The organism is Actinoplanes sp. NPDC048791 (genome assembly GCF_040650095.1).
Lineage (GTDB): Bacteria > Actinomycetota > Actinomycetes > Mycobacteriales > Micromonosporaceae > Actinoplanes.
The window spans coordinates 1-3,734 of the sequence record NZ_JBEZGQ010000832.1 but is presented as its reverse complement, the minus strand read 5'-3'; the positions used below and the strand labels follow the sequence as shown (position 1 = coordinate 3,734).

Here is a 3,734-nt window from a genome sequence, read left to right as displayed (position 1 = left end):
GGGCCCAACACGACCTGCATCCCGGCGAGCTCGCCGGCCCTGCAGGGCCGCCCGCCGTCCGAGGAGTTGTACGCCCGCGCCGGCACGATCGCCGCCGAGAGCTGCGACCCCGTCACCGACCAGCGGGGCAGCGCCGACTACAAGCGCCACCTGGCCAACGAGCTCACCGTCCGCACCCTGCGCCGCGCCGTGGCGCGCATCGCCGAGAGAGGCTGAGCATGCAGGTCTCGATGACCGTCAACGACGTCGAAGTCACCGAGGAGATCGAGGGGCGGCTGCTGCTCGTGCACTTCCTGCGCGACCACCTCGGGCTCACCGGCACCCACTGGGGCTGCGACACCAGCAACTGCGGCACGTGTGTCGTCTGGCTCGACGGCGAGCCCGTCAAGTCGTGCACCGTGCTGGCCGCGATGGCCGGCGGCCACGAGGTCCGTACCGTCGAGGGCCTGGCGAAGAACGGCAAGCTGGACCCGGTCCAGGAGGGGTTCATCCAGTGCCACGGGCTGCAGTGCGGCTTCTGCACGCCGGGCATGCTGATGACCGCCCGGGCGCTGCTCGACCGCAACCCGGACCCGACCGAGGCGGAGATCCGCGAGGCCATCTCCGGGCAGATCTGCCGGTGCACCGGCTACGCCACCATCGTCCGGTCGGTGCGCTGGGCCTCCGTGCACGAGTCGTCGGAGGTGCCGTCATGACCGCGGTCCAGGACGCCGGGCGGCTGACCACCTTCGAGGACAACGACCAGAAGCCGGTCGGGCACGGCCGGATGCTGCGCAAGGAGGACCCGCGGCTGGTCCGTGGCCGGGGGCGGTTCACCGACGACATCCGGCTGCCCGGGATGCTGCACCTGGCCATCCTGCGCTCGCCCGTCGCACACGCCCGGATCGTCAGCATCGACACCTCGGCCGCCGCCGCGCTGCCCAAGGTCAAGGCCGTGGTGACCGGCGCCGACCTGGCCGCGCAGGGGCTGGCCTGGATGCCGACGCTGTCCAACGACGTGCAGGCCGTGCTGGCCACGGACAAGGTCCGCTTCCAGGGCCAGGAGGTCGCGTTCGTCGTCGCCGAGGACCGGTACGCGGCCCGCGACGCCCTCGAGCTCATCGACGTCGAGTACGACGTGCTCGACCCGGTCATCGACGTGCGGCAGGCGCTCGCCCCGGGCGCGCCGGTGATCCGCGACGACCTCGACGGCAAGGCCGACAACCACTGCTTCGACTGGGAGACCGGCGACAAGGCGGCCACCGAGGCGGTGTTCGCCGCCGCCGACGTGGTCGTCAGCCAGGACATCGTCTATCCGCGGGTGCACCCGGCGCCGATGGAGACCTGCGGCGCGGTCGCCGACTACGACGCGGTCGAGGGCAAGCTCAAACTCTGGTCGACCACCCAGGCCCCGCACGCGCACCGCACCCTCTACGCGATCGTCGCCGGCCTGCCCGAGCACAAGATCCAGGTGATCTCGCCGGACATCGGCGGCGGCTTCGGCAACAAGGTGCCGATCTACCCCGGCTACGTCTGCGCCATCGTCGCCTCGATCGTCACCGGCGCCCCGGTGAAGTGGATGGAGGACCGCTCCGAGAACCTGATCAGCACCGGCTTCGCCCGCGACTACATCATGCGCGGCGAGATCGCCGCGACCCGCGACGGCAGGATCCTCGGCATCCGCACGGACGTGCTCGCGGACCACGGCGCCTTCAACGGTACGGCCGCCCCGGTCAAGTATCCGGCCGGCTTCTTCGGCGTCTTCACCGGCAGCTACGACATCGAGGCCGCGTACTGCTCGATGACGGCGGTCTACACCAACAAGGCGCCCGGTGGGGTCGCGTACGCGTGCTCGTTCCGGATCACCGAGGCCGTCTACCTGGTCGAGCGGATCGTCGACTGCCTCGCCGCCGAGCTCGGCATGGACCCGGCCGAGCTGCGCCTGAAGAACTTCATCAAGCCGGAGCAGTTCCCGTACACGACCAAGACCGGCTGGGTCTACGACTCCGGCGACTACGAGCCGACGATGCGCCTGGCCATGGACATGGCCGGCTATGCCGACCTGCGCCGGGAGCAGGCCGAGAAGCGCAAGCGCGGCGAGCTCATGGGCATCGGCATCGCCTTCTTCACCGAGGCGGTCGGCGCGGGACCGCGCAAGGACATGGACATCCTCGGGCTGGGCATGGCGGACGGCTGCGAGCTGCGGGTGCATCCGACCGGCAAGGCCGTGGTACGGCTGAGCGTGCAGTCCCAGGGGCAGGGGCACGAGACGACGTTCGCGCAGATCGTGGCCGAGGAGATCGGCATCCCGCCCGCCGACATCGACGTGGTCCACGGTGACACCGACAACACGCCGTTCGGGCTGGGCACGTACGGCAGCCGCTCCACCCCGGTCTCGGGAGCAGCCGCCGCGCTCGTGGCCCGCAAGGTCCGCGACAAGGCCCGGCTCATCGCCTCGGCGATGCTGGAGGTCTCGGTGGCCGACCTGGAGTGGCAGAAGGGCGCCTTCCAGGTCAAGGGCGACCCCGGCAAGTCGGTGACCATCCAGGACATCGCGATGCGGGCGCACGGCGCGGGTGACCTGCCGGACGGCGTCGAGGGTGGCCTCGAGGCGCAGATCTGCTACAACCCGTCGAACCTGACCTACCCGCACGGGGCGTACATCTGCGTCGTGGACATCGACCCCGGTACGGCCCAGGTCAAGGTGCGCCGGTTCATCGCCGTCGACGACTGCGGCACCCGGATCAACCCGATGATCATCGAGGGTCAGGTGCACGGCGGGCTCACCGACGGCGTCGGGATGGCGCTGATGGAGATGATCGCCTTCGACGAGGACGGCAACTGCCTCGGCGCGTCGCTGATGGACTACCTGATCCCGACCGCGCTGGAGGTGCCCGACTGGGAGACCGGCTTCACGGTCACCCCGTCACCGCACCACCCGATCGGCGCCAAGGGCGTCGGCGAGTCCGCCACCGTCGGCTCGCCGCCGGCCATCGTCAACGCCGTGGTGGACGCGCTCGCGCCCTTCGGTGTCCGTCACGCCGACATGCCGCTCACCCCGTCCCGGGTCTGGGACGCGATGCGCGGCGCGCCGCAACCCCCGATCTGAGGCCCCGGCTCATGACTGACATCGACGGGCGGGCGCGGGCGCTCACCCTGCAACGGCGCCCGTTCGTGCACGCCACCGTCGTACGGGCGCAGGAGCCCACCTCGGCCCGGGCCGGGGACGCCGCCGTCATCCTCGACGACGGTTCCATCGAGGGCTTCGTCGGCGGCCAGTGCGCGGAGAGTTCGGTGCGCTCCGCCGCTCTCGGCACGTTGCGGGACGGGCGGGCGCTGCTGTTGCGGGTGCTGCCGGACAGCTCGGCCGACTTCCCGGAGACCCCGGGGGCGCTCGTGGTGGTGAACCCGTGCCACTCCGGCGGCGCGATCGAGATCTTCCTGCGGCCGGTGCTGCCCGCGCCGGTGCTGCGGCTGGTCGGGGACACCCCGATCGGCGAGGCGGTGGCCACCCTGGCCGGCTTCCTCGACTTCGAGGTGGTCCGCGGCGAGAGCTTCGCCGGGGCGACCGCCGCCGTGGTGGCCGGGCTGGGCCGGGGCGAGGAGGACGCCATCCGGGAGGCGCTGGATGCCGGGGTCGGCCACATCGCGTTGGTGGCGAGCCGGCGGCGCGGGGCGGCTCTGCACGAAGAGCACGGGAATTAAGAGCCGTAACGGGCTCTCGAGCACACTCAGGCGGGGCTCGACATCGGGGC

3 protein-coding genes and 1 pseudogene are annotated in these 3,734 nt (G+C 71.5%); all 4 read left to right on the top strand.

Features of this window, described 5'->3' with window-relative positions:
- Window positions 1-216: pseudogene (locus AB0C29_RS37970) on the top strand (xanthine dehydrogenase family protein subunit M); the annotation flags it as partial.
- A gap of 2 nt (window positions 217-218) precedes the next feature.
- Window positions 219-695, top strand: coding sequence for a (2Fe-2S)-binding protein (locus tag AB0C29_RS37965; RefSeq protein WP_360831044.1), 477 nt, complete (start codon window positions 219-221; stop codon window positions 693-695).
- Window positions 692-3,088 (top strand): aerobic carbon-monoxide dehydrogenase large subunit, encoded by a 2,397-nt coding sequence (locus AB0C29_RS37960; RefSeq protein WP_360831041.1) that lies wholly within the window; start codon window positions 692-694, stop codon window positions 3,086-3,088. Before AB0C29_RS37965 ends, AB0C29_RS37960 begins: the two co-directional genes overlap by 4 nt.
- Window positions 3,089-3,099: 11 nt before the next feature.
- Window positions 3,100-3,684 (top strand): XdhC family protein, encoded by a 585-nt coding sequence (locus AB0C29_RS37955; RefSeq protein WP_360831038.1) that lies wholly within the window; start codon window positions 3,100-3,102, stop codon window positions 3,682-3,684.
- The last annotated feature ends 50 nt before the right edge of the window (window positions 3,685-3,734 follow it).